We start from the raw sequence: 23,925 nt of genomic DNA on the forward strand, positions 1-23,925 counted from the left end.
CTGGTCAACTTCCACGGCTCGACCGGGGCCGGACAAGCCTTCTGCGAATCCATCCTCGGCGCCCACGGCGACAAGCCGTTCACCGACGTCATGAAGGCGACCGACTGGTTGATCGAAGCTGGGATCGTGGACTCGACGCGCATGGCGGCGGCGGGCGGTTCCTACGGTGGCTATCTCGCCAACTGGTGCCTCGGGCACACGGACCGCTTCAAGGCCATCGTCAGCCATGCCGGCGTCTACGATCTCATGGGGCAGTTCGCCTCCGACGCGCACTGGGGAAGGGCACAGAACTACGGGGCCCAACCCTGGGAGGATCCGCAGCGCCTGCAGCTCTGGTCGCCTAATCAGTACGCGGCGCAATTCCATACTCCGACCTTGATCCTGCACGGCGAGAAGGATTATCGCGTGCCGGTCACGCAAGGGCTCCAGCTCTACGGCGTGCTCACCGCCAAGGGAGTCCCGGCGCGTCTCGTGGTCTTCCCGGACGAGAACCACTGGATTCTCAAGCCACAGGCGAGCCTGCTTTGGCACCAGGAGCTCTTCGCCTGGGTCGAGAAGTACACGGGGTTCGTGCCGCCCACGGCGGGCGGTGCTTCGACCGCGTCGGCGCCGGAGAAGCCTTGACGGCAGCGCGGTCGGGCCGCGTCATCCCATCCGGCGTGAGGGCGATTCTAAGAACACGGACGATAGTGCGACGCGCGGCAGCGCTGGTACCGCGGTAACGGCCCCGCACCGCTCGCGTCCTCTTTGCGGTCACCGGTGACGGAGCTATATTCCGGTCGGAGGGCGCGGGGCTTATCCCAGGAGCATTTCTCATGGCGTCCAAAACCTACAATTCGTTCGAGACGGCGCAGGCGCAGTTCGACCATGTGGCGGAGATCCTGCAACTCGACGCACCGACACGGGAGCTGCTGCGCCAGCCGCTTCGCGAGTACTCGTTCGCCATTCCGGTGCGCATGGACGACGGGCACACCCGGGTGTTTCGCGGTTTCCGCGTGCAGCACAACGATGCGCGCGGGCCGTCCAAGGGGGGCATCCGCTTCCACCCGCAGGAGACGCTCGACACCGTGCGGGCCCTGGCCATGTGGATGACCTGGAAATGCTCGGTCGTGGACATTCCTCTCGGTGGCGCCAAGGGTGGCATCATCTGCGATCCCCACCATCTGAGCCTGCGCGAGCAGGAGCTCCTCTGTCGCGGCTGGGTGCGGCAGCTCGCCCGCAACATTGGACCGGAAACGGACGTGCCGGCGCCTGACGTCATGACCTCGGGGCAGCACATGCTCTGGATGCTCGACGAGTTCGAGACCATCCATGGCGTTCACGCCCCGGGTTTCATCACCGGTAAACCCGTCGGCATGGGCGGTTCCATGGGGCGGGTGGAGGCAACGGGTTACGGCGCCGTGTTCGCCTTGCGCGAGGCGCTCAAGGAACGAGGCATCCGCGCCGCCGACACGACGGCGAGCGTGCAGGGTTTCGGCAACGTCGCCCAGCATGCCATCCGGCTGTACCACCAGATCGGCGGCCGCACGCTCTGCGTCTCGGCCTGGGACCAGGCGACGCAGACCGCTCTGGCTTATCGCAAGCGGGAGGGCATCGATCTCGAGCAACTTCTGTCGATCACGGATCGCTACGGCGGCATCGACAAGGGCAAGGCGCGCGACCTCGGCTACGAAGTGCTGCCTGGGGAGGCGTGGATCGAGCAGGAAGTCGACATTCTCCTCCCCGCGGCGCTGGAGAACCAGATCAACGAGGAAACCGTGCACAAGATCAAGCCCGGCGTGCGCTTTCTTGTCGAAGGGGCCAACGGGCCCACGACACCGGCTGCCGACGTACACCTCGGCAAGCGCGACCTCTTCGTCATTCCCGATTTCCTCGCCAACGCCGGCGGCGTCACCGCGAGCTACTTCGAGCAGGTGCAGAGCAACTCGAACTACTACTGGACGAGGGACGACGTCCTCGGTCGCCTCGACGTGAAGATGACCGCCGCTTTCGTGGCGGTGAGCGATTTGGCGAAGCGGCGCAAGCTCAGCATGCGCGAAGCCGCCTACGTCATCGCCGTGGACCGCGTCGCCCGGGCGTGCAAGGATCGAGGCTGGGTGTGAGCGCGCCGCCGTCGCAGGGAGTAGAGCATGGGCGAGAGCGGTTTCGGCAGACGGGAGATTCCCCCCTTCAACCGCTCCTTCTTCGACCCCCAGGTGCGCTTCTCGCGCATCGGCGAGGGCGACCTGGGCGGCAAGGCCAACGGTCTCCTCTTCGCATTGGCCGCACTCGAAGGCAAGCTCGGCGACGGCCTCGGTTCCCAGGTCGCCATCGATGTGCCCGCCTCCACCATCGTCACCACGCAGATGTACGACCTCTTCATGGAGCGCAACCGCCTCCATGACGTCGCCCTTTCCGGTGCCGCCGACGAACGCATCGCCCACGCCTTCCAGCAGGGCGACCTCCCGGTGGAGCTCGTCGGCGACCTGCGGGCGCTGATCGAGCAGGTGCGCTCGCCGCTCGCGGTGCGCTCGTCCAGCCTCCTCGAAGATGCGATGTTCCGCCCCTTCGCCGGCGTCTACGAGACCAAAATGATCCCGAACAACCAAAGCGATCCGAGCGAACGCTTCGCCAAGCTGGTGGAGGCGATCAAGTTCGTCTATGCCTCGCTGTTCACGCGCTCGGCGCTGAACTACCTCAAGGCGAGCGGGAAGACACCGCAGGAAGAGAAGATGGCGGTGGTGCTCCAGGAGGTTGTCGGCAGGCGGCACGGCGATCATTTCTACCCGGAAGTCTCGGGTGTAGCGCGGTCGTACAACTTCTACCCGACAGGTCTGGCGCAGCCGCAAGAAGGCGTGGTGAACCTGGCCCTCGGTCTGGGGAAGAGCATCGTGGACGGTGGCATCGCCTGGACGTACTCCCCGGCGCACCCGCGGGCGCCGGCGCCGTTCGCCTCGGCGCAGGATCTGCTCAAGAACACGCAGCTCCGCTTCTGGGCGGTGAACATGGGCAAGCCGCCGGAGTACAACCCGATCGCCGAGACCGAATACCTGGTCCATCTCGATCTGGCCGCGGCGGAGTACGATGGCACCCTGCGTTACACCGCCTCGACCTATGATCCACTGTCGGAGCGCGTGGTGCTCGGCACCGGGACGAAGGGGCCGCGCATCCTCACCTTCGGACCCATCCTGGATCTGGAGGAAATCGCCCTCAATGGTGCCGTCCGCACCCTTCTCGAGCGATTCACGCAGACTCTCGGCGCCCCGGTGGAGATCGAGTTCGCGGTGACCATCGAGGCAGGTCCGCGAGCGCGTCTCGGTCTCCTCCAAGTCCGCCCCATGGTGGTGTCGGAGGATGTGGTCGACATCGCGGCTGCGGCGCTGCAAAGCCCGGACCTTTTGCTCGCCTCGGACAACGTCATGGGCAATGGGGCGAGCGAGCAGGTCCGCGACGTCGTCCTCGTCAAGCCCGAGGCGTTCGACAAGGCGCGCACGCGGGAGATCGCTCGCGAGGTGGAACAGTTCAACACTGCTCTGCTGGAGGCGGGAACGCCGTATCTGCTCATCGGTTTCGGTCGCTGGGGGAGCGCCGACCCATCGCTCGGAATACCCGTGCGTTGGGGCCAGATTTGTGGCGCCCAGGCCATCGTCGAGGCGACGCTCCCGGAGATGAACGTGGATCCGAGTCAGGGATCCCACTTCTTCCACAACATGTCGAGCTTCCGAGCCTCCTACTTTGCCGTGCATCACGAGGGCCGGGGCATCGCCTGGGAATGGCTGGCGCGGCAGCCGACGGCGGGCGAGTCGGCACACGTGCGGCACGTGCGGCTGCAGCGGCCGCTCCGCATCAAGGTCGATGGACGCTCCCGTCGCGGCGGCGTATGGTTCGAGCCCGACAGCTCGGAGCCCGCGAGGTAGGCGCGATGGACAAATCGATCGAGCACATCATTTATTCGCTGCGCGAGCGCGCCAAGGAGTTGAGCTGTCTCTATCGGGTGGACGAGATCCTCGGAGGCGCCGACACGGCGATGGAACGCGTGGGGCCGAGCCTTATCGAGGCCATCCCTCCCGGCTGGCAGTTCCCGGAAATCTGCCGCGCCCGGCTCACGCTGGATGGCGCCGTCTACGAACCCGCCGGCTTCACTCCCACGCCCTGGGTGCAGCGGGCGCCGATCTCGGCCTTGGGACAGCCCGTCGGCGAGATCGAGGTCTACTACCTGCAGGAGAAGCCGGCCGCCGACGAAGGACCCTTCTTGCACGAGGAGACCAAGCTCATCCGCGCCATCGCCGAGCGCATCGGTCTCTTCGTCGTGCAGCAACGCGTCCGGCAGGCACACCAGAGCCTGGAGCATGCCGTGCAGGCGCTGGAGAAGAAGGAGCAGGGCGAGTGGTCGGTGGTCCTGGACCTGCTGCGCCGCACCGATCCCATGCTGCTGGCCCGCATCACCCGGAGGATGATCAATCACTTGGCGGCGCAGGGCGTGCAGGAGGCGGACGCTGTTCTGCAACGCATGACGGAAGAAGGGCCGGCCACGGGAGACGAGAACCAGCCGCAGCAGCGCGGCAGTCTCCAGGATCAGACGGAATTCGTTGCCACTACGTTCGCCATCGCCGCCAAGCACTTCAGCGAAGCCGAGCTGGTCGGCTGCTTGCGCACCTGGCTGGAAGAGGAAAAGGCGGTGCACCTGAGCAATGCGCTGGAGAATCCCCATGGCGGGCTGGGGAGCATCGCGGAAGCCGTGGCGCGTTTCGAGGCGGCGGGAGTCGTCGAAGCCGATCTCCCCAAAGCGGTGCGGCGCAGCCTCCGCGTGGCTCTGGTGCGGCGCATCTTCTCCGACGAGTTCGCCTTCCTCGCCGTCGCCCGGGAACATGTGCGGGTGAGCGACTTCTATGACGTCTTCCGCCACCTGATCCATCCGCCGGAGAGCCACGGAAAGCTCGGCGGCAAGAGCACCGGGCTTTTCCTCGCCTCCCAGGTCATCTACAAGTCGACACCGGAAGCAGAGGTGCTCGGCAGCGTTCGGGTGCCGCGCACCTGGTACTTGAGCTCGGACGTGCTCCTGTACTTCATGCACTACAACAACCTGGAAGATCTCTACGATCGCAAGTATCTCGAGATCGGGCGCGTGCGGCAGGAATACCCTCATGTGGTCCAGCTGTTCAAGAATTCCCGTTTCCCTCCCGACATCGTCAAGGGGCTGGCTGTCGTCCTGGACGAGTTCGAGGACCGGCCGCTCATCGTGCGCAGCTCGAGCCTGCTGGAGGATCGGGTCGGCTCGGCCTTCTCGGGCAAGTACAAGAGCCTGTTCCTCGCCAACCAAGGGACGAAGCAGCAGCGCCTGAGCGCGCTGCAGGACGCCATCGCCGAGGTCTACGCCTCGGTCTTCGGGCCGGATCCGATCGAGTACCGGGCGCAGAGGGATCTGCTGGACGTGCACGAGGAGATGGCGATTCTCATCCAGGAAGTCGTGGGGCAGCGGGTGGGGCGTTTCTTCCTGCCGGCGTTCTCCGGGGTCGCCTTCAGCAACAACGAGCTCCGCTGGTCGCCGCGCATCCGGCGCGAAGACGGCCTGTTGCGCATCGTGCCCGGCCTGGGGACGCGCGCTGTGGACCGCGTGGCCGACGACTATCCCGTGCTGCTCGCACCCGGGCAGCCGGGGCTACGCGTCAACATCACGCCCGACGAGATCGTCCACTACTCGCCCAAGCAGATGGACGTCCTCGACATGGAACAGAACCGGTTCACCACCGTGGACGTCCAGTCCGTGTTGCGGGAGCACGGCGAGGACTACCCCCTGGTGCGCCAGATCGTCTCCATCGCCGACCCGGAGCGGATGCGCCTGCCCGCGGCATTCGAGCCCGACTGGAAGAAGGACGCCTGCGCCGTCACCTTCCAGGGGCTCGTCGAGCGCACGCCGTTCATGCGGCAGATGCAGGCGCTTCTCGCCCTGCTCCGCCGCGGGCTCGGGGTACCCGTGGACCTCGAGTTCGCTCACGATGGCAAGGATTTCTATCTGCTCCAGTGCCGGGCGCAGAGCCATTCCGAGACCTACGCACCGGCGCCGATCCCGCGCAACATCCCACGCGAGCGGCTCGTGTTCAGCGCCAACCGCCACATCTCCAACGGACGGATCGCGGACATCACCCACGTCGTGTACGTCGTCCCCGAGGGCTATGGTCAGTTGGCGGATGCTCGGGACATGAAGGATGTGGGGCGCGCGGTGAGCAAACTGAACAAGACGCTGCCGAAACGCCAGTTCGTTCTCATGGGGCCAGGGCGGTGGGGGAGCCGCGGCGACATCAAGCTCGGCGTGCCAGTGACCTACTCGGACATCAACAATGCCGCTGCGCTCATCGAGATCGCCCGGAAGAAAGGTCACTACCTGCCGGAGCTCTCGTTCGGCACCCATTTCTTCCAGGACCTCGTGGAGGCGGATATCCGCTACATTCCTCTGTATCCCGACGAAGCGGACGTCGTGTTCAACGAGGCCTTTCTCCTCGGCTCCAAGAACATCTTCTCCGAGCTGCTGCCGGAGTTCGCGCGCCTGCAGGACACCGTGCGCGTCATCGACGTCGCCCGGCAGACCGAGGGCGAGGTCCTGCGGGTGCTGATGAACGCCGATCTGGATGAGGCGGTGGGGGTGCTCTCTCCGCCGCGGACGGAGAAGGAAGGCAGCGCCAGCGACATGACCATCGTCGCGGCCGTCCCTGAGGATCACTGGCGCTGGCGGTTGCGGATGGCGGAGAGGATCGCCGCGGACATCGATCCGGCGCGCTTCGGTGTCGCGGCGATCTATGTGTTCGGGAGCACCAAGAACGGCACCGCGGGTCCGTCGAGCGACCTGGATCTCCTCGTCCACGTGCGCGGTACGAAGGAGCAGCGCGATGCCCTGGCCTTGTGGCTGGAGGGATGGAGCCGCTCTTTGGCCGAGGTGAACTATCTCCGTACGGGCTACAAGGTAGACGGATTGCTCGATGTCCACTTCGTCACCGACGAGGACATCGTGAAGAAGACCAGCTTCGCCGCCAAAATCGACGCCGTCACCGACGCCGCCCGCCCCTTGGCGCTCGGTGGGGCGCCGCGCTCCTAGAGAGCCGCTCGGACGTGAACCCCCGGAAGTTCGCGATCCTGTTGGCGGTATGATGCGCGAGCTGTCACCATTCGATCCCTTCGTGCATTGAGCTGGCAAGAGGTCCGCCGGGGGAGGAGGGGACCGGCCTCCGGTCACCCCGGGTCATGGCGACGAATCGGAGATCGGAGAGTTCCATGCCAGCGATTGGAATGCAGAAGGCACTGCAGGAAGCGTCAAGCGGCCTGGTGAGCGTGGATGGCCGCTCGTTCCCACTCCGCGGGGCCGCGATCCGCGCTTGGGCCGCGGGCGGGGTCGCCAGGACCATTTTCCGCCAGACCTACGCGAATCCCTACACCGAGCCCCTCGAAGTGCTCTACACCCTGCCGCTTCCGGCGGACGGGTCGGTCGCGGGCTACACGATTCGCCTCGGCGAGAAGATCATCACTGGTCACATCGAGAGGCGGGAGGATGCGCTCGAAACGTACCAGAAGGCGCTTGAGGCTGGGCACACCGCCGGACTTCTCGAGCAGGAGCGCGCCGACACCTTTACCCAACGTCTCGGCTGCCTGCCGGCGGGAGCAGAGGTGCAGGTCGAAATCGACGTGCTGCATCCGCTTGCGTTTCGTCAAGCGGTCGAGTCCGCCGCTGCGGAGGGCGCGTCCGCGGCAGTGATCCCCGCCGTGTGGGAGTACCGCTTTCCCACGGTCGTGGGGGTGCGCTACGAGGGGGCGGGCGGGCGCGTGCCGGACGCTGAGCGGCTCGATGTGGAGCGTGCCGTCCCTGGAAGCTGCCCAGCCCGGCTCGACCTGGACCTCATGCTTTCGGATGGGGACCCAGCACGGATCGCACCACGCTCGACCAGCCATGCGCTCCGCGGCGCTCCGGGGCCGGACGGGAAGGGCACCCACATCGCTCTTGCCTCCCCGGCGGCGCTCGACCGTGACGTGGTCGTCCAATGGCTCGCCACACGGGAGCACGTGGCCTGCCGCCTGATGACGGGCACGGGCCTTCCCGGGGATGATGGCCTCTACGGGCTTCTCACTCTCACACCGCCGGCGCGCCCGGAGCGCGTTCTGGCCCGGGATCTCACCCTGTTGATCGATGCCAGCGGCTCGATGTCCGGGAAGCCGCTCGCCTGGGCGAAGGCCGTGGCGGAGCACCTTCTCCGCAGCCTGGCACCACGGGATCGGTTCGAGGTTTTGGCTTTCTCCGTGGATTTGCAAAAGCTCACACGCGGCCTCGTGGAGGCCACGGAATCCAACGTGCACAAGGCGCTCCAGCAGCTCGAGAAGCTGCAGGGGAGCGGCGGCACCGAGATGGCGAGCGCGCTCGAGCAGGCGCTCCAGCCTCTCCGAGCAGAAGCGCAGCGTCAGGTCGTTCTCCTCACGGATGGCTACATCGGTTTCGAGGGCGAGGTCGTGGCGAAGGTGCTGCGAGGGCTACCGGCGGGTGCGCGGCTTCACACCGTTGGGATCGGCAGCGCTCCCAATCGCACGCTCACCCGTGCGGTGGCGCGCGCCGGCCGCGGGATCGAGCTCATCGTGGACGCGGAGGGCGAGACGGATGCGGTCGGTGCCCGTCTCGTCGGCGCCACGGCGGGGCCTGTTCTGACGGAGATCGCCATCTCCGGAACCGCGCTGCGCGCGGCGGCGCCCGATCGCCCGCGCGACGTCTGCGCAGGGCAGCCGCTTGTCGTCGCCCTCGAGCTCGGTGCACAGGGAGGGACGGTGGAGGTGAGCGGGCGGCTCGCGCCCTCCGGCGACGCATGGCGGCAACGACTCGAGATCGGGCCCGAAACAGGCGCCGCGGAGCGGCCGCTGACGCAGGCTGGGTGCGAAACGACTTCGCTTCCTGTCGGAGCCCTCTTCGGGCGCGAGTCGATCGAGGATCAGGAGATGCTCCTGGCGGCGTGCGGGCCGAGGTCTCTTGCTGACGAATGCGATCCGGAGCAGACCCTCGCTCGCATCGAGGCGCTGGGCCTTCGGCATCAGATCGCGAGCCGGCGGACGAGCCTCGTGGCCGTGTCCGAGGATCCGACGGTCGACCCGCGCGACCCGCGCCGGCGCGAGCGCCTCGAAGTGGAGCTCCCGGCCGGCGTGAGCGCCGAAGGCGTGGGTTTTGCCGGAGCGTTCAGGGGTTCAGTGTCATGCGCAGATATGATCCATGCGACGACGATTCCCAGAAGGCGCGCGGCAAGGGGAGCGCGTATGTTCGAAGCTGTCGCTAGTGACTTCGGGGGGTTCCGGGCCGAGCCAAAAGGCTCAATGCCCAGGACGTGGCTCCGAATCTTGCGCGACCTCGTCAAACGGCGCCGCCAGGACTCTGGAGCCCCGGGAACGTTCATGGCTCCGCAGCAGGCGCGCTGCGTGCGCATGGACGCGGATCTCCTGGTGCTCGAGTTCGAGGCACCACGTGATCACTTCGTGCTCCCGTCGCCGGCGGATCGCGTTCGCATCCTTCGGATAGATGGCAGCGAGCTCGATGTGAAGGTCGACGCCGGGCTCAGCACCCGACCGGGCCCGCACGCCGCAGGGTTGACGCTCCGACTGGCGCTGCGGACGTTGGACAAGGCGTCCTGGAGCCCGAGCGTGGGTGCTCTATGTTGGGGGATCTCGGGTCAGGAGGAGACCCTCCTTGTCGAGATCCTCTGACGGAGGCGCAGGACTCGTGAGCGACTCGCTTCGCCCGGGACTCGACCGGGAAACGGCGATGACCGAAATCGACCAGGCCTACGAACGCATGCGTGCCGGGGACGCACGTGCGTTCGAGGCCTGGTTGCGTCGGGTGGAACTGCCCTTGCGAGCGAGTCTGCGATCCTTTGCGCGCGCCGTCGACGTCGAGGCGGTTCTGCAGGAGGGGCTCTTGCGCATGTGGAAGCTGGCGCAGACCCTCGAGCTCGAGGGCCCGAACGCCTCGCTCCGCTACGCGCTCACCGTCGTGCACAACCTGGCCTTGATGGAGGCGCGGGCGCTGAAGCGCCTCACGCCGTTCGACCTCGAGGTACTCGAAAACCTCCCCGAGATGCAGGTCGATCCTGATCCCACCACCGATCCAGGCTTGCGCCGGCTCATCCGCACGTGTATCGAGCTCCTACCGCCCCGACCGCGGCAAGCGTTGCTTCTCCGCCTGCAAGACGCTGGCTTGTCGCCGGACCGTGATCTGGCCGAGATGCTCACCATGAAGGTGAACACATTCCTGCAGAACATCGTGCGGGCGCGAAAGCTCCTGTCTCAATGCCTGGCGAAGCACGGTATCACCGTGGAGGGTACGCGGCCATGACCCGGAAACCACGCGGCGATCGCGACGCCACCGAGGTTCTTCTCGAAGCTGCGACGAGCGCCTTCCGCGCTCGCGCCGCGGACAGCGGGCGCGTCGAACCCTCTCCCGCCTGGTGGGACCTCGGTCCGGTCGAGCGGGACGAGCTCTTCGCACGTCAGATGGCGAGCCGCATCCTGGAGCAGTCACTCGACGCGCTGGGCTTGAGCACGACAGCCCGCAGCGTGCTGCGGCGCCTGCCGTGGATCGACCAGCTCGGCGAGTCGTAGAAGGGCAGCGCTCCATGACAGGTAGTACCCGCATCGTGAACTGGGTCGTACCCGCACTTGTGATCGGAACAGTGTCCATCGCCGGATGCAAGGCAGGACCTCCGCCGCGGTCGAAAGATCGCCCGCAGATTCTAGCGATTGAAAACGTCGTCGTCGTCCCGATGGACCGCGAACGCTTGCTGCCCAGCCATACGGTGCTCATACGCGGCTCGACCATCGCGCAGGTCGCGCCGACGGACAGTGTCGACATCCCCGCCGAGGCCATTCGCATCGAAGGTCGGGGCCGGTACTTGTTGCCCGGCCTCGCGGACATGCACGTCCATCTCTACGACACGCAAGGACTCGTGTCTTATCTCTCCTATGGCGTGACGACAGTCGCCAACCTTAACGGATCACCCGACGTCCTGGTCTGGCAACGGCAGACGCGCGAGAACTCGCGCCCAGGGCCGACGATCTACACGACCGGACCGTCCGTCAACGGCTACCCGGGCGGGAATCCACTCTTCGTCGTCGCGGCCACACCAGAGGACGCGCGAAGCATCGTGCGCGACCAGAAAGACGCCGGCTACAACTTCGTGAAGGTCTACTCCTTTCTCGAGGAGGCAGTCTATACAGCGCTCGTCGACGAAGCGAAAAGACTGGAGATGCCGGTCCTCGGCCACATTCCGTTTTCGGTCGGCCTGCAGGGAGTGCTTGCGTCCGGTCAGGTGAACATCGCGCACGTAGAGGAGTTCTTTCAAACGGGAGACATCGAGGACTCGAGGATCGACTCCGTCGCGGCCGCGGTCGGGGCTGCGGGCGTGACGGTCACTGCGAATCTCTGTGCGTATGCCGACTACTTGCGAAGCATCGAGGACTTGCCCGGCATGCTCCACCATCGCGAGATGCGCTTCGCATCTCCGGCGGCATTCAGCGAGAAGCTCCCGTCGAACAACCGCTCCGTTCGCCCGAATCCGACGGACTTCGCTCGGTTTCTCAGCACCCGGCTCGAGCGCTTCCGCATTTTGACGCGAGCGTTGGAACGGGCAGGGATTCCTCTTCTGGTCGGGACCGACACCGAGATCTTCGGCTTTGCCGGTCACTCGACGCACGAGGAGTTGGCCGAGCTCGTCCGGGCGGGATTGTCACCGTATCAAGCGCTGCGCTGTGCGACGGCAACCGCGGGAGAGTTCATTGGCCACCTGGGCATCGAGACAGATTCATTCGGAACGGTCACCTCCGGACAACGCGCCGATCTCCTGCTCGTGGATCGCAATCCGATTGAGGACATCAGCAATGCGGCTAGTGTTCAAGGCGTGGTCGTTCGGGGGCGTTGGTATTCCAAGCTCGATCTCGACCGCATGCGTGACTCCGTCGCGGTCGCCGAGGGCGACACGAAGCAGCAAATCGCACGCATCGACAGCCTCGTCGGGGCCGGCAATGCAGTCGGTGCCGCCGCAGTGCTTCGCCAGGTGCGGACAGAACACCCCGGAATCACGCCAGTCGCAGAGATCGTACTCTACAACTATGCCCGGCGAGTCTTCGAGCGCGACCGGAAGGGATCCATCGAGCTGCGCCAACTAGCAGTCGAGCTCTACCCACATTCGTTCTCTGCCCAGAACCAACTGGCGAACGGCTATCTCTCCAGTGGTGACACCACACAGGCGATGATCCACTACAAGGCGGCACGCGCGCTGAGTCCGTGGCATTTCGTGATCCGAGATGCGCTGGAGAAGCTCGAGGCCGGTCGAACGCCACCTTCCTTCGAGGCCGCGGGGAGGTATGTGTTCGAGCCCGTGACCATGCGTCTTGCGAAAGGCCCGGCGCCGGTGACGCTGACCCTCGAAGTGACAGGCCCGCGAGGACACTATCGCGGGCGCATCTTGTACGGAAATGGAGACGCGGTACCGGTTGAAGATCTCGTGATCGGGGGATCTTCCATTTGGGCGGGAATCCCATTCGACAACGGGTACCTCGAGCTGCGGCTGAAGGCAAGCGCTGACAGCGTGGCGGGCACGTGGGTTCTCGGCATCATGAACAATGGATCCATTCGCGGTCGTCGTGTCTGAAGGGACAGGACTGATGCGATGACCTTCGTCAATTCGATTCCGGCAAGACGAGGCGCGGCTCCTCATCCGGATCGAGGTCACGACCCGCAGCGGTTTCGGCCGCGATGGCATCCTCGACCGCGGCACGAATCGTCGTCGAGCGGATGTCCATCGGCCCCGCGTCCCAGCCCACGAATCCATCGCCGCCGGTGGCGATGAAGCTGTTGGTGACGACGACGTAGGTCGAATCGGGCGCGAGCGGCGTGCCGTCCGGCCGCGACAGCACGAGCCGCTCCGTTTCCGGCCGGGTCGGATCCCAGCGACCGGCCAACCCGGACACGCGGCACTTCTCGGGGCGTGAGGCGATCACATCGCGCAGCTGCGCGCCGGTCAACCGCACGACCACGAGCGCGTTCTCGAACGGTAAGAGCTCGAAGACATCGCCGGCGGTGATCGGCCCGGCCGCGAGGTCGCGCCGCAACCCGCCCGGGTTCGTGATCGCGACGTCGGCGCGGGCGGCCTGTCGCATCGCATCGGTCACGAGGTTGGCGAGTGCGGTGCGCCCGAACGGCTTCGCGGCGCGTCCCACCACACGCCCCGTGATCGGCGCCATCACGGCGCGCATGGAATCCACGAGCGCCGCGATCGGATCCCAGGCCGGAGTTTGCAGCGAGTCGGAGAAGGCGCGTAGGAGATCGACCTGGGCGCCACGCACGCGCCGGCCGTCCCAGTCGAGGACGATGCGGCCGAGGGCGCGAGCGCTCGATCCTGCGATGACGACCGGGACGTCGGCGATGCGGCCGGACACGAACGTGTGCGTGTGCCCGCCGACGATCGCATCGACGTGGCCGCGCGCGGCGCGCGCCAGGGTTGCGATTTCGCCCTCGATGCTGCCGTCATCCTGCTGTTGTCCACCCAAGTGACACACGACGACCACGATATCGGCGCCACGGCGGCGCAGCGTGCGCGCGAGCGTCACGACGGTGCGCTCCGGTGGCTCGAAGCGCAGCGGCGCGACGTCGCGCGGCATCGTCACCCGCGGTGTCTCTGGGGTCACGTAGCCGATGACGCCGACCCGAACCCCGTCGCGCTCGAGCATCGTCCACGGACGGATCCAGCTCGGCCGGCGGCCCGTGGCGCGCTCGAACACGTTGGCGGCGAGAAGCGGGTAGTGCATGTCGGCGATGCGAGCGCGCAGCGTGTCGATGCCCCAGTCGAAGTCGTGGTTGCCGAGCGCCGCGGCGTCGACGCCGAAGGCATTCAACACCGCCACCGCGGCTCGTCCGGAGGTGAAGTTGGACTCCACCGTGCCCTGCATCTCGTCGCCGGCATCGAGCAGAAAGGTGCGATCCGGGCTGCGCTCGCGCTCGGCGCGGATGCGGGCCGCGAGCGCGACCGCGCCGCCCCACGGGCGGCCGGTTCGCCGATCGGTGCCGCCGCCGACCAGCGCGCCGTGGAAGTCGGTGGTGCCGAGGAGGGTGACCGGCCCGCTCCGCCGCGCCGCGTCTGGCGCCGCCACGACCAGTGCCAAAAACGCCGCGGCGAACAGCGCAATTCGAATCGCACCGGGGACACCACGACGCAAGGGAGCCTCCTTGGATTTCGTGAAGCAGTCGTTCGACACGTCAAAACTGAGTTCGTCGCGTCGAATCGCGTGCCGTTGCAACGCATTGCAGTGCACAAGAGGCGCGCCACGACCCGGAATCCGCAATGCTAAGGCGGCCCACCCCACGCGCGCAACCACGGGCCGGAAGGTGCCGGTATCAGCGCGGCGACTCCGGAGCTTGCTCATCCAGGCCTCCTCTTCCGGCGTTCTCACTTCGCGAAAGCTAGAGGAGCTCGCGGCGCGCCGTTTCGAGACGTTCGGGATCGAAGGAAACCAAGGCGAGCTCGGGGCCATCGTGCGCCGCCGAGAACATCCAGGTGCGGCCGAGCCGCTCGCGCCACTGGCCGGTGATTCGTGCCGATTCGTGCACGTGACCATGGAGGGTCAGCAGTGGTTGTCTGGCCTCGATGAAGCGGCGAATGGCGATGCTGCCGACGTGAACGTCGAGAGGGACGTGGTCGACCACTTTTCCTTCCAGGGCGGCATGGTCGAGGGCGGTGTCGTGTGGCGGTGCATGGAGGAGAAAGATGGCGTGCTCGAGCGACGCCTCGCCCACGAGCCGCTCGAGGTCGTCCTGAATCGTGGCGTGACGCACGAGGTACGGTTCCTCCGGAGTAGTGCGCCAGCCCTCCTCGGGAGAAACGCTTCCCGGAGGCACGTAGCGCGACACGTCGTAGCGCTCCCAGTCCTTGAGGGCAAACGGTGTCGGCGGGATGCAAGAGTAGCCGTAGAGAGTGAGGTCATCCAGCGTCGCAGTGCGTCCATGGAGGTAGAGCAGGAGCTCCGAGGCTTCGAGGGCGAGCATGCCAGCTTCTTCGCGGCGAGGGTCGTCGTTGCCCAGGAGAGCGAAGATCCGGGGATACTCCGCCCCGAGGTGCTGTCGAAGTGCCTGGAGCCGAGCTCCGAGGACGTCGTGCAGGAAGTCGGCGCTGCTCCCGGCCTCGGACAGTGCGAGGCCGAAGGCGGGCAAGAGGTCACCGCCCAAGAAGACCGCTCGTGGGCGTTTCGCTTCGATGGCGCGGAAGAGTGCTTCATAGCGCTCCATCCGGCCATGGAGATCGGAAGCGAAGAAGCAGAGTCTGGTTTCCGCCATCCACGCCTCCTCTCGAAGCTCCAAGTCATCATCGTCACGGCAGCCTGCGCCACTGGCCGCATCTCGCTCCGACTCCGCACGCAGGCGAAGTGAGCCCAGTCTCACCACCCGAGGGAGACCTCGAGCCAGAGCGGCACCGACCAGAGCGCGCTGTCCTGCCGCCACAGCACTTGCAAGCGCGCTTCTACATCTAAGACTAGGCGGCTCCCAGTCGCGAACGACACCCCTGCGCCCGCAGCGATGCTGGCTTCCGTGCCGTCGTCGGCCGGGATCGTCGCCGGCCAGGTGTGACCCGCGTAAGCGTAGGCGATCTCGACGCCCTCGTAACGGTGCGTGGCGACACCTGCGGCACCCGCGACATAGGGTCGCACCGACGAGCCTGCCTGTGTCGGGTAGAAACGCAGGTCGATGCTGCCTTCCCACACGTCCATCGTGCCACCGGTCATGTCCAGGATTCGCAGCGGATGCTTGTCGATTCCCGCCACGAGGAGCGTGCCTTCGTCGTCGCGCGGGTAATGGCTGTAGCTACCGCGCCCGACGAGGGAAAGGAGGGGCGTGAGCCTGCAGATCACGCCGGCGGTGGCGTGAGGTCCAGCGCTCAGTCCTTCCTGGAAGCTGGATGAGCTGGCAGGGAAGCCGACGCCTCCGCCGGCGATCACGCTCCAGCGGGTGGCGGCGGCGCTCCCAGGGACGGTCGCGCTCAGCATGAGACAGGCGATCGCGAATCGCACGCAGCCTCCAGGTCGCCGCCGCGGACATCGAAACCATACCGCGTCGCTGCCCGACCCGTCCTGCATTTGTGCGGAGTTCTTGCTTTCAATCCGAGGTGGGTCGCCTGGACGACCAGGCGGAAGCCTGGAGGAATCATGAAACCGCATCGGCGCCACGCAATGCGGCACTGGCTGGCAGGTCTCGCCCGTTGCCAGCGGTTCGCCGGTCCCACCGGTACCCTGCCGGTCGCGAGTCTCACACGAAGCCTGCCGCTCGCCGTTTTCGCCCGCATCCTTCCGCTCGCCGCCTTCTTGCTCGCCTTGCCGTTCACCTCCGCCCGAGGCGTCGCCACGCGGGCCGAAGCGGTCAACCTCTATCAGACGATGTACCTGGGGGCGAATGGCATCCCCTCGGGCTGGACGGGCAACATCGCCGCCTGCAACGCCGGCGACGTGAGCGCCGCCTATCGCGACGCCGGTCGCATGCGCCTCGACTACTACCGCGCCATGACTGGGCTGCCAGGCCTCACGTTCGACTCCGTGTGGAACGCCAAGTGCCAGGAAGCCGCTCTCATGATGACCGCGAACCGCTCCCTGTCCCACTCGCCGCCCACGAGCTGGACGTGCTATTCCGCCGACGGCGCCGAGGCCGCCGGGAAGTCCAATCTCGCTGGCGGCTATTCCTCCCTGCCCGCCGCCGTCGACGGCTGGATGTCCGACAATGGTGTCCCGAGCCTCGGGCACCGGCGCTGGCTCTTGTATCCGCCCCTCGTCACTGCCGGCATTGGCGCCACCTTCGGCAATTCGTACCCGGCCTATGCGCTCTGGGTGATCGGCGGTTTCGGCAGCCGTCCCGCCCAGCCCGAGTTCGTGGCCTGGCCGCCACCCACCTGGGTGCCGTACACGGTGGTCTTCGGCCAGTGGTCGCTCTCCATGCCCGGAGCGAACTTCGCCGGCACCACCGTCACCATGTCGCGCGGCCCGACGTCCATTTCCGTGACCCTGCAGCAGACCCCGAACGGCTATGGCGACAACACCCTGGCCTGGCTCCCGCAAGGAATCACCGGCGGCCCACCTGCCGTCGACACGGTGTACCATGTGCAAGTGGGCAACGTGGTGGTGGGCGGACAATCCCGGGACTTCGCCTACGATGTGACCATCATCGATCCCGCGGCGGGAGGCGCCGCAGTGGAAACGGTGAGCTGGAGCATGATCAAGCGCCTCTACCGGTAGGGCCGTACATGAAAGCGAAGCGGCGCTTTCCCGCCCGAATCGTGGCTGCCGTCCGCGATGGGCAGATCGTGGGCATTCGGGCAGGCACGCAGCCGCACCGCATCATCGGCATCTGGGCCGTCGTCGTGGAACGACGGGTCTTCGTGCGCTCCTGGAGCCTCAAGCCGCGCAGCTGGTATCGCACCTTCCTCGAAGAACCCCGCGGCATTCTCAAAGTGGCTGGGCGCGAGATTCCCGTCCGCGCCGTGCAGACACGAAGCGAGCGCCTAAAGGACGCGGTCGATCGGGCCTATCTGGAGAAGTACCACACGCCGGGCTCTATCAAGTACGCCCGGGACCTCGGGCGCGCCAAGTCCCGCGCCACGACGACGGAGCTCGTACCCCTCTGATCCAGGACCTCGCGTGATTTCGCGCAGTGCAGCGATTCGACCGTTGCGCCCCACCGTTTGTGTCTCCGGCAGTCGATCACTTGGAAGAAAAGTGACGGTAGAGGGCGTATGCCGCGAAGAAGGAGACGAGAAAGAGCAACACCGGCACGAGAACGGTCCACACCCAGCCTGTGATCGAGGTCTCCACCGGCAGGCGCTCGCTCGCGGCGACTTCCGCCCAGCAGGGGCGACATGCCGCGAGACCGGCGCAAGCGCTCAATGCTGCGCCGACCCGGCTCGTCCACCTGCGTCGACGGACCTCGAGTCTCACGGCTGCTTGTCCTTGCCCGAGCGGCGCTGCCGGCGCCGCCACGCCCAGTAAGCGAAGCCCATTCCGAGGAGAGAGGCGATGTAGGCGATGCTCATGCCGATCAATGTCACCAGACCGCGATCCACTTCGAACCCCTTCGCTCAGTGACCGACTTCCTCGCCCCAGCGATGCTGCCGTTCCAGATCCTCGAGATACCGGGCCTGCCGCGCCTCATACTCCACCGACACGGCGCGCAGCTTCGGATCGATCACCCAGTAGAGGAAGACGCCTCCCGCCACGGTGGCCAGTGTGATCCAAAGGCCCGTAGCCTGGCCCAGGAGCAGCTCGGTCAAGCCGATGAGGATCCCGGCGAAGACGAGCGGCGAAACGACGATGGCGATCCAGTCCTCCCGCGACCAGCGGTCGGCCTCGGCACTCGTCCAGCGGCGGCGGATGAAGGGACGCTTCGCCGCCGTCGCGTCGACCGGCGTTTCGGCGACGATCAAACCGCGTCGCAGCGCCTCCCGGCGCACCGGACCCCACCAGCCGAGAGGGCGCACCATCACGTAGTAACGCACCAGGTGGTCCATGTCTTCGGCCCGGGTGAGCAACGTCGCCGGCAGGAAGACGAGGGCTCCGAGCCCCATGAGGAGCCAGAACTGCAGGTAGTCCGGCAGCTTCGGGAGGACGCCGAAGGCCGGAAGCACCCACACCACGAGCCAGGAGATCCCGAGGTTCGCCATCCACGAGGCGAGGTAGCCGGCGGAGTTGAAGCGCCACCAGACGACCTGCAGGATGTTGGGGAGCCAGATTCCCGCCATCATGAGCCAGAGCGCGAAGATGAGCCACTGGGTGATTTCTTCCATCATCAGCCCGTAGAAGAAGGAGCCGAGCAGGAGCACGAAGGTGGCGATGCGCCCCACCCAGACGAGGCGCCGCTGGCTGGCTTCGGGATGCAAGAAACGCTGATAGAGATCTCGGGTGAAGTAGAGCGCGCCGAGATTCAAGTGGCTCGAAATGGTCGAGAAGTGGATGGCGAGCACGGCGCCGAAGAAAACGCCGACGAGCCCCGCCGGCAGCAACTCGAAGCCGAGGCGGAACCAGCCGAGCTCGTACTCGGCAGCGGCGCCGAGGTGCGGCAGCATGACGAAGAAGCCGAGGATCCCCGCGGCCCAGAAGGCGTTCCGCACCAGCGTGATGGCGCCGCCGGCCCAGATGCCGTAGCAGGCGTCGCGGAGGGTGCGGGCCGATTGGATGCGCTGCGCTTCCACATACCAATCGATGCTGGTGCCCATGCCGAAGCCGCCGAGGACGGCGATGACCAGCATCGTCAACCACCAGACGGCAGGAAAGTCGCCGCTCAGCCAGCCGGTGAAAGCGAAGGGATCGAGACGCCACTCCTGGCCCAGGCTCACGAGGCGCGCCGTCACCGCGCCTGCCCCGCCTGCCGCGACGACGCCGACGACGGAGACGAAGATGATGGCCCAGAGGGCGACGATGCCTTGCAGGAAGTCGCCGATCACCACGCCCCAGAAACCGGCGGCGAGCGTGTAGACGGCGGTGATCGTGCTCGGGATGACGAGACCCACCCAGATGGGCCAACCGAAGGCGAGGTGGCAAACCTTCCCCATCGCCATGCCGACCCAGCCGAGGATGAACATGTTCATGAACACTTGCCAGCCGGCGAGCCAGCCGCGCAACAATTCGGCGCCCAGGCCGCCGAAGCGCACCACTTGCCATTCCGCCTGCGTGTAGGCCAGCGAGCGGCGGAACATGCGTGCTGAGACGAAGGCGCCCACCGAAGTCCAAGCGGCGAAGAAGGTATACCAGAGGCCGCGCAAGCCGTGGGCGTAGACGACTCCAGTCACCCACATGGGCGTGTCGGTGGCGGTGTGGGTGCTGAAGACGGACGACGCCGGCAGCCACCAGGGCAGGCCGCGGCCGGCGAGGAAGAAATCCGACTCGGAGCGCCGGGCGAGTTTGTAGAAGAAGAGCGGACCGCCCACCATGAGGGCGAGGTACGCGCCGGTCCAGAACCAGTCGAGGGCGCTGAACGGCATGAGGCCGGCATCCTCCCGAAAAGCGCTGCTCTCAGTACCGATACGGCAAGCTAGCGCCGGGCACTTCGCGCAGGAGCGCGTCGACGAAGAACTTCGTGCCCATGCTCAGCACGCGCCAGCGCCCGTACGCCCCGCTCACCGGGAACGAACCGCGGCTGCCGCCGCGCTGTCCCTTGTTCTCGGAAACGCAGTCCTGGGTGCGCATCAGGAAAGCGTTCACTCGGTTCGCCGCCGACAGAAAGCGCAGGCCCACGTCCTCCTCCACCACGACCTCTTCCAGTTCCTGCAGACGCTGCCAAAGGATGGACATCTGCGCCATGCCGGAGAGACAGGCCCAGGACGCCGCCGGCTTCCAACCGCGAGCGAATCGGCCGGCCATCCTGCCGTCCGGGCCGGCGAGCTTCACGAGCTCATGGGCGGTGCGCTCGGCGGGAGCAATGAACTCCGGAGAGCCGAGCAGTAGGCCACTTTCCATCAGGCCTTGCGCGGCGTAAGCGATCGTGTTGAGGAGCGGGGCGGAGTCGTCGGTGAGACAGTTGTGATCGAACCAGCCGTCTTCGTGTTCCTGATCCAGCACCCAATTGAGGAAGGTGGGCATGGGAGCCGCGTAGCTGCCGTCATTGGTCAACCTGCCAAGCTCGAGCAAGGCCCAGGCGATGCGCGCGTGGTAGGCGCGCCCCCGGGGGCCGCGATCCAGGGGGCCGTGCCAGGTGCTGTCGGTACCCAGCGAGCCGATGAGCCAGTTGCCGGCTCGCTGCGCCGCCTGGAGATAGACGCTCTGGTTTGTCTCCTGGTAGGCAGCCAGCCAGCCGAAGATCACCTGGCCGGTGTCGAACACCGAAGGCATACCGGCGAAGCCGCACAGGGCGCCGCTCTCCTCCTGCACCGTGAGCAGCCAGTCCGCCATCTCCAGAGCGCGACGTTTTGCGTCGGGAGCGCGGAACGTCTTGCTCCAGTTGAGCAGCGTCGGGATGAGGGCAGCGGTGGCTTCCGGGTGGGAAGCTTCCCAGCCCTTGCCGATGCAGTAGCTGTGGGCGGCGCCGCGATCCTTCGACGCATCCTGAGCGCGATGGATCCACTCCATGGCTTCCTTGAGATGCTTGTTGGCATCGAGAGGCAGCTGCGGTTTACGCAGGCGCTCGCGCGTGTACTCCATCCAGCGTACCACTGGCCTCATGAGACCACCCGGCGGCGTCGTGTCGTCTTCTCGTCGATCGTCTGCATATCCACCGTCCGCGTCGCGGCCCGACGCCCTGTGCTGGGGCAGGTGCCTTGGACTCCAGCCCTTGGGCCCGGGACAGGTTACACGCGTCGAGCCGGAGCGTCTACGAATCGTGGCATACTGCATCGGCGCCGGGGGTGGCGGCTTCCCAGGCACATGAGTGTCGGAACTCGACTCTGAAGGTACTGACGTGTTCTGTCCGCAGTGCGGCGCCGAGTATCGCCCGGGAGTAGTGAAATGCGCCGACTGCGCGGTCCCCCTGGTTCCGGCACCGATCGAATCCAAGCCTTCTCTTCATGAACCGAAGACCGAACTCGTTACAGTTCTTGAAACAGGAGACCCGGCTCTGATTGACCTGGCAGAATCCCTCCTTGATGAGGCCGAGATCGAATTCATGACCAAGGGAGAAGGGGAACAGGATTTGCTGGGTTGGGGGGATCCCCAAGCAGCAGGGATCTCGCCATGGGCGCAGACCGATCCTTGATCCTGGAGCCGGTCCCACCGGGGGCTGGGCACCAGCAACCGCGGGCGTAGGGTGGGAGGGGAATGGCAATGGCGAGGCTGCTCGAATCGTTGGGTTTCAAGAAACGGCCCCGACCGACGGATCCAGTATTCCAGTTCAAGAAGTTCTATTCCTTCGAGACGCCCTACTGGGAGGCCGAGGCGACCTTCGAACCGGTTGGACGAGCCGTGGAGGTGCTCATCGAGTGTCCGGAATCGGGTGCCAGTGATGCCCAACGTGCCTTCTTCGCTCAGCTCGCGCGTCGCTACGCAGAGACCCTAGCGGCTGCGCACCGGACGCTGGCAGCCGAGATCGGCCGCGAGGGGACCACGCAGACGCTCCCTTCCGCCGAGTCGCTCAGCCTCGTATGCATTTCTCTTCCGGGCGAGCCGCCGCAGGCGGAGTGGGAGCTTTCCTTCGAAGACCCAGAGGGTGTGCACTACACGGTCGCGTTCGAGAACTGGGCCGCTACGGGGGTCGAGATCCAGCCCTGTTAGACTCCTGGTCCGTCGGGAGGCGTCATCTCATGCCCGCCGTGGGAGCTCACAAGTACGTACCGATCCTCGGCCTCCTGCTTGTCGCTGCGGCGACCTCGAGGACAGCGCCAGAGCCGCAGGAGAAGCCGCTCGCCGAGGTTCGTTTTACCTTGCACCGGAACGCCGTCATCCTGCCTGCCGTCGTCAGCGGGCGGGATACGGTGCACCTGTTGCTCGATACCGGCTGGGGACCATTGGCTCTGGTCTCGACGTCGGCACAGCGGCTCGGCCTGGTCGTGGATCCCCCTGCCGCCGATGGCATCGGACGAGCGCAGGTGAGCTCCCTCGCTATCGGCGAGGCGATTCAGAAGGATCCTCTGCTCGAAGTGTTTCCGACCGAGTCGTTGGCGCCTCTCATCGGGCCCTTCGATGGCGTGCTGAGCACTGCCTTTTTCCGAGACCTCGTGCTGCAAATCGACTACCCGGCCGGCATCGTGCGGTTCTTCCGGCGCTCTCCGCCATCGAGACCAGCGTCCGGCAGTTCCTGCACTTCCGTGCCGATGGTCTTCTCGGCGCAGACGGGAGCGTTACCGTTCACCGATTCGGTCTTCGTGGATGGGCGACCAGCACGCGGCCTCTTCGACACCGGGGGCGCCGGGGGCTTCGTCGCCATGCGTCGGCTGGTCGAGCGCGCTCAGCTCCGTGCGCTGCCGGACACGAGCCGTGCCAAGACGGGCATCGGCATGTTGAGCGGCGGGACCATGGTCCAGCAGCGCGTGCAATTCGCCCAGGTGGGGCGCATCACCGTGGGCTCCTTCGAAGTGAAGTCCCCCCGGGTCATGCTGGCGCCACCCCAGCTCGAGGGGGACGACTGGGGCCACGACCTCATCATCGGCTATGGGTTCATGCGGAACTACGTCGTCACCTTCGACTACCCAGGGCGGCGCGTAGTCTTCTGTGAGGCCGCTACTTCCCGCGAGTAGGGAATCGCACCGTGGTTCCCTCCGGAATCACGACATGATCGACGTGCCCCGAGGCGAGAGGTGAACCGAGCACGCAATGGATGTGTGTATTGGATCCCATGTGCGTGAAGACGCCTTGGTCGCTTCTAGAATAGAAACCAACCAGCGTGGCTGAAGCGCGCTCCAACTTGGCGTTGGCAGCAGCAGCTCGGTGGTCCTCGTGCGAATTCCCTCCCGCCGCCAGGCGCGCTCCGTCGATGACATGCCATTGGAGGTCCTCGACCTCACCCTCGATGAGGAAGGGGAAGCGTGTATCGAGGCTCATCCCCATTGCAGCGGCGAGAGCGGCGATTTCTGCCTCGAGTTCCTCGAAGCGGATCCGATGGTGGGTGGGAACGCCGCTCCACGCCGGCACGGCGGACGCCACCAACAGGGCTGCCCCAGCACTCGGTCGAGAGGGCATTTCGGTTCGTGCCGTTTCGCCCTCAGGGTAGGACAGGTAGACCTTCCCGCCGACGACGGTGATTTCCCCCGCCAGGTCGGCCAGGGCGCCGACGGCGTACAAATCGGGGTTGGGAAGCATCGCTTCCAGAGTCACGGTCGCTGCACTTTGCCCCTCGTGGAACATGGCGCGCAAGGTGCCGTGGACTTGGACGACGCCGTCCCAGGAGCGGTGGTTGTGGGGCGGCGAGCCGCCATCTTTCGACCCGCAACTCAGCAGGAGGCAAGGTAGGGTGACGAGGGAACGCCAATGTCGCAT

Annotated in this window: 21 protein-coding genes; 13 read left to right on the plus strand and 8 right to left on the minus strand. The window is 66.3% G+C overall.

Translation table 11 applies throughout. The features are described 5' to 3' along the window. The 8 genes from VFE28_11560 to VFE28_11595 all read left to right on the plus strand — a co-directional run. Positions 1 to 624: prolyl oligopeptidase family serine peptidase (locus VFE28_11560; GenBank protein HZM16629.1), on the plus strand; the 624-nt coding region annotated here is incomplete at its 5' end. A 191-nt stretch (positions 625 to 815) separates the two neighbouring features. After that, the gene (locus tag VFE28_11565) at positions 816 to 2,102 is read left to right on the plus strand and encodes a Glu/Leu/Phe/Val dehydrogenase (GenBank protein HZM16630.1); all 1,287 of its coding nucleotides are present in this window, start codon (positions 816 to 818) and stop codon (positions 2,100 to 2,102) included. A gap of 27 nt (positions 2,103 to 2,129) precedes the next feature. Further along, positions 2,130 to 3,896 (plus strand): PEP/pyruvate-binding domain-containing protein, encoded by a 1,767-nt coding sequence (locus tag VFE28_11570; protein HZM16631.1) that lies wholly within the window; start codon positions 2,130 to 2,132, stop codon positions 3,894 to 3,896. A gap of 5 nt (positions 3,897 to 3,901) precedes the next feature. Next, positions 3,902 to 7,069: a PEP/pyruvate-binding domain-containing protein gene (locus tag VFE28_11575; GenBank protein HZM16632.1), complete on the plus strand. Its 3,168-nt coding sequence runs from the start codon at positions 3,902 to 3,904 to the stop codon at positions 7,067 to 7,069. Positions 7,070 to 7,245: 176 nt separating this feature from the next. After that, positions 7,246 to 9,702 (plus strand): VIT domain-containing protein, encoded by a 2,457-nt coding sequence (locus VFE28_11580; protein HZM16633.1) that lies wholly within the window; start codon positions 7,246 to 7,248, stop codon positions 9,700 to 9,702. Positions 9,703 to 9,718: 16 nt separating this feature from the next. Then, the gene (locus VFE28_11585; protein ID HZM16634.1) at positions 9,719 to 10,330 is read left to right on the plus strand and encodes a sigma-70 family RNA polymerase sigma factor; all 612 of its coding nucleotides are present in this window, start codon (positions 9,719 to 9,721) and stop codon (positions 10,328 to 10,330) included. Then, positions 10,327 to 10,596: a hypothetical protein gene (locus VFE28_11590; GenBank protein HZM16635.1), complete on the plus strand. Its 270-nt coding sequence runs from the start codon at positions 10,327 to 10,329 to the stop codon at positions 10,594 to 10,596. Before VFE28_11585 ends, VFE28_11590 begins: the two co-directional genes overlap by 4 nt. Positions 10,597 to 10,610: 14 nt before the next feature. Continuing rightward, positions 10,611 to 12,644 (plus strand): amidohydrolase family protein, encoded by a 2,034-nt coding sequence (locus VFE28_11595; GenBank protein HZM16636.1) that lies wholly within the window; start codon positions 10,611 to 10,613, stop codon positions 12,642 to 12,644. Between the two features lie 28 nt (positions 12,645 to 12,672). Here the strand turns inward: VFE28_11595 and VFE28_11600 are convergent, their stop codons facing one another. From VFE28_11600 to VFE28_11610, 3 genes are all read right to left on the minus strand, one after another. Then, positions 12,673 to 14,415 carry a 5'-nucleotidase C-terminal domain-containing protein gene (locus VFE28_11600; GenBank protein HZM16637.1) on the minus strand — a complete coding sequence of 581 codons (1,743 nt, stop codon included), beginning with the start codon at positions 14,413 to 14,415 and terminating at the stop codon, positions 12,673 to 12,675. Between the two features lie 37 nt (positions 14,416 to 14,452). After that, on the minus strand, positions 14,453 to 15,322 hold the full coding sequence (locus VFE28_11605) for a metallophosphoesterase (protein HZM16638.1): 870 nt from the start codon (positions 15,320 to 15,322) through the stop codon (positions 14,453 to 14,455). A gap of 101 nt (positions 15,323 to 15,423) precedes the next feature. Beyond that, on the minus strand, positions 15,424 to 16,053 hold the full coding sequence (locus VFE28_11610; protein HZM16639.1) for a hypothetical protein: 630 nt from the start codon (positions 16,051 to 16,053) through the stop codon (positions 15,424 to 15,426). A gap of 135 nt (positions 16,054 to 16,188) precedes the next feature. Between VFE28_11610 and VFE28_11615 the strand changes: the two genes are divergently transcribed. After that, positions 16,189 to 17,265, plus strand: a complete 1,077-nt coding sequence (locus tag VFE28_11615; protein HZM16640.1) for a CAP domain-containing protein — start codon at positions 16,189 to 16,191, stop codon at positions 17,263 to 17,265. Between the two features lie 8 nt (positions 17,266 to 17,273). Next, positions 17,274 to 17,654 carry a DUF2255 family protein gene (locus tag VFE28_11620; protein ID HZM16641.1) on the plus strand — a complete coding sequence of 127 codons (381 nt, stop codon included), beginning with the start codon at positions 17,274 to 17,276 and terminating at the stop codon, positions 17,652 to 17,654. A gap of 76 nt (positions 17,655 to 17,730) precedes the next feature. Here the strand turns inward: VFE28_11620 and VFE28_11625 are convergent, their stop codons facing one another. The 4 genes from VFE28_11625 to VFE28_11640 are packed head-to-tail and all read right to left on the minus strand — an operon-like array spanning position 17,731 to position 21,180. Then, a complete protein-coding gene (locus VFE28_11625) occupies positions 17,731 to 17,964 on the minus strand; it encodes a hypothetical protein (GenBank protein HZM16642.1) in 234 nt (77 codons plus the stop codon). Beyond that, complete coding sequence (locus tag VFE28_11630) at positions 17,961 to 18,089, minus strand: hypothetical protein (protein HZM16643.1); 129 nt, start codon at positions 18,087 to 18,089, stop codon at positions 17,961 to 17,963. Before VFE28_11630 ends, VFE28_11625 begins: the two co-directional genes overlap by 4 nt. Positions 18,090 to 18,104: 15 nt before the next feature. Further along, positions 18,105 to 20,003 carry a sodium:solute symporter gene (locus VFE28_11635; GenBank protein ID HZM16644.1) on the minus strand — a complete coding sequence of 633 codons (1,899 nt, stop codon included), beginning with the start codon at positions 20,001 to 20,003 and terminating at the stop codon, positions 18,105 to 18,107. 31 nt (positions 20,004 to 20,034) lie between these two features. Further along, positions 20,035 to 21,180, minus strand: a complete 1,146-nt coding sequence (locus VFE28_11640) for a hypothetical protein (GenBank protein HZM16645.1) — start codon at positions 21,178 to 21,180, stop codon at positions 20,035 to 20,037. Between the two features lie 235 nt (positions 21,181 to 21,415). Here VFE28_11640 and VFE28_11645 point away from each other — a divergent pair, with 235 nt between their 5' ends. The 3 genes from VFE28_11645 (at position 21,416) to VFE28_11655 (ending at position 23,186) form a co-directional block, all read left to right on the plus strand. Continuing rightward, positions 21,416 to 21,709 (plus strand): hypothetical protein, encoded by a 294-nt coding sequence (locus VFE28_11645; protein HZM16646.1) that lies wholly within the window; start codon positions 21,416 to 21,418, stop codon positions 21,707 to 21,709. Between the two features lie 68 nt (positions 21,710 to 21,777). Beyond that, positions 21,778 to 22,224, plus strand: coding sequence for a hypothetical protein (locus tag VFE28_11650; protein HZM16647.1), 447 nt, complete (start codon positions 21,778 to 21,780; stop codon positions 22,222 to 22,224). A 29-nt stretch (positions 22,225 to 22,253) separates the two neighbouring features. Beyond that, positions 22,254 to 23,186: a retropepsin-like aspartic protease gene (locus VFE28_11655; GenBank protein HZM16648.1), complete on the plus strand. Its 933-nt coding sequence runs from the start codon at positions 22,254 to 22,256 to the stop codon at positions 23,184 to 23,186. Here VFE28_11655 and VFE28_11660 read toward each other — a convergent pair. Beyond that, positions 23,170 to 23,925 (minus strand): acetolactate decarboxylase, encoded by a 756-nt coding sequence (locus tag VFE28_11660; protein ID HZM16649.1) that lies wholly within the window; start codon positions 23,923 to 23,925, stop codon positions 23,170 to 23,172. The genes VFE28_11655 and VFE28_11660 overlap by 17 nt on opposite strands.

The sequence above is a fragment of the Candidatus Krumholzibacteriia bacterium genome (genome assembly GCA_035649275.1).
In the GTDB taxonomy this organism is placed as follows: Bacteria; Krumholzibacteriota; Krumholzibacteriia.

Coding starts and splice junctions, on each gene's coding strand:
- VFE28_11570 (HZM16631.1), top strand. CDS start 2,130: ATGGGCGAGAGCGGTTTCGGCAGACGGGAGATTCCCCCCTTCAACCGC.
- VFE28_11635 (HZM16644.1), bottom strand. CDS start 20,003: ATGCCGTTCAGCGCCCTCGACTGGTTCTGGACCGGCGCGTACCTCGCC.
- VFE28_11640 (HZM16645.1), bottom strand. CDS start 21,180: ATGAGGCCAGTGGTACGCTGGATGGAGTACACGCGCGAGCGCCTGCGT.
- VFE28_11600 (HZM16637.1), bottom strand. CDS start 14,415: ATGAGCAAGCTCCGGAGTCGCCGCGCTGATACCGGCACCTTCCGGCCC.
- VFE28_11660 (HZM16649.1), bottom strand. CDS start 23,925: ATGCGACATTGGCGTTCCCTCGTCACCCTACCTTGCCTCCTGCTGAGT.
- VFE28_11595 (HZM16636.1), top strand. CDS start 10,611: ATGACAGGTAGTACCCGCATCGTGAACTGGGTCGTACCCGCACTTGTG.
- VFE28_11615 (HZM16640.1), top strand. CDS start 16,189: ATGAAACCGCATCGGCGCCACGCAATGCGGCACTGGCTGGCAGGTCTC.
- VFE28_11575 (HZM16632.1), top strand. CDS start 3,902: ATGGACAAATCGATCGAGCACATCATTTATTCGCTGCGCGAGCGCGCC.
- VFE28_11650 (HZM16647.1), top strand. CDS start 21,778: ATGGCGAGGCTGCTCGAATCGTTGGGTTTCAAGAAACGGCCCCGACCG.
- VFE28_11565 (HZM16630.1), top strand. CDS start 816: ATGGCGTCCAAAACCTACAATTCGTTCGAGACGGCGCAGGCGCAGTTC.
- VFE28_11620 (HZM16641.1), top strand. CDS start 17,274: ATGAAAGCGAAGCGGCGCTTTCCCGCCCGAATCGTGGCTGCCGTCCGC.
- VFE28_11590 (HZM16635.1), top strand. CDS start 10,327: ATGACCCGGAAACCACGCGGCGATCGCGACGCCACCGAGGTTCTTCTC.
- VFE28_11655 (HZM16648.1), top strand. CDS start 22,254: ATGCCCGCCGTGGGAGCTCACAAGTACGTACCGATCCTCGGCCTCCTG.
- VFE28_11580 (HZM16633.1), top strand. CDS start 7,246: ATGCCAGCGATTGGAATGCAGAAGGCACTGCAGGAAGCGTCAAGCGGC.
- VFE28_11605 (HZM16638.1), bottom strand. CDS start 15,322: ATGGCGGAAACCAGACTCTGCTTCTTCGCTTCCGATCTCCATGGCCGG.